The organism is Pseudomonas sp. P5_B2, from assembly GCF_056400445.1.
This window is the reverse complement of record NZ_JBFULH010000950.1, coordinates 1-1258: the sequence shown is the minus strand read 5'-3', so window position 1 is coordinate 1258 and position 1258 is coordinate 1. Positions and strand designations below refer to the sequence as shown.

The following is a 1258-nucleotide window of genomic DNA, read 5'->3' as shown; positions in this document are numbered from 1 at the left end:
CTACAGGGGCGTCGCCAAGCGGTAAGGCAGCAGGTTTTGATCCTGCCATGCGTTGGTTCGAATCCAGCCGCCCCTGCCATTTTCCTATACTCATCCAGGTTACCCTCAGCCTTCAGGTACTGCGCGTGTCCAAGATGATGGTCTTTACGGGGAACGCTAACCCCGATCTGGCTCGACGTGTCGTACGTCAGCTGCATATCCCTCTCGGTGACATCTCTGTCGGTAAGTTTTCCGAYGGCGAAATTACAGCCGAGATCAATGAAAACGTCCGCGGTAAAGATGTCTTCATTATTCAGCCGACTTGCGCTCCGACCAACGATAACCTGATGGAACTGGTAGTGATGGCTGACGCCTTCCGCCGCTCCTCGGCTACTCGTATTACTGCTGTTATTCCTTACTTTGGTTATGCCCGTCAGGATCGCCGTCCGCGTTCCGCACGTGTGGCTATCAGCGCGAAAGTCGTTGCTGACATGCTTACCGTAGTCGGTATCGACCGTGTTCTCACGGTTGATTTGCATGCTGACCAAATCCAGGGTTTCTTCGATATTCCGGTAGATAACATCTACGGCTCCCCGGTATTGGTGGATGACATTGAAGATCAGCGCTTCGAAAACCTGATGATCGTGTCCCCGGACATTGGTGGCGTCGTGCGTGCACGGGCTGTTGCCAAATCCTTGGGCGTGGATCTCGGGATCATCGACAAACGCCGTGAGAAAGCCAATCACTCTGAAGTGATGCATATCATCGGTGATGTCGAAGGGCGTACCTGTATTCTGGTCGATGACATGGTCGATACCGCCGGCACTCTGTGCCACGCGGCAAAGGCTTTGAAAGAGCATGGCGCTGCCAAGGTTTTCGCCTACTGCACACACCCTGTGCTGTCCGGTCGGGCGATCGAAAACATCGAAAATTCCATGCTGGACGAACTGGTGGTGACTAACACCATCCCGTTGTCCGCTGCTGYTCAAGCCTGTTCGCGTATCCGTCAACTGGATATCGCGCCGGTAGTTGCCGAGGCGGTCCGCCGCATCAGCAATGAAGAATCGATCAGCGCGATGTTCCGTTAAGGGCCCTGCCCTTCTCATTCATCACGTTGACGAAAAGCGCCCCGCCCCGGCATTCCTGTCGGGGCGGGGCTTTTTTGCCCATATCGCCTTTAGCGCTGGTCGCAAACGCTGGGGCGAATGTGGTTATTTTGGAGATACAACATGAACGATTTTACTCTGAATGCTGAAGTGCGTTCCGACCTGGGGAAAGG

The 1258-nt window shown here is 54.5% G+C and carries 1 protein-coding gene and 1 tRNA gene; both read left to right on the top strand.

The window, feature by feature from the left end; translation table 11 throughout:
• The first annotated feature begins 4 nt into the window (after positions 1-4).
• Positions 5-79: transfer RNA gene (locus AC1DRJ_RS28240), tRNA-Gln, on the top strand.
• 46 nt (positions 80-125) lie between these two features.
• Positions 126-1067: a ribose-phosphate pyrophosphokinase gene (locus tag AC1DRJ_RS28235; protein WP_477805037.1), complete on the top strand. Its 942-nt coding sequence runs from the start codon at positions 126-128 to the stop codon at positions 1065-1067.
• The last annotated feature ends 191 nt before the right edge of the window (positions 1068-1258 follow it).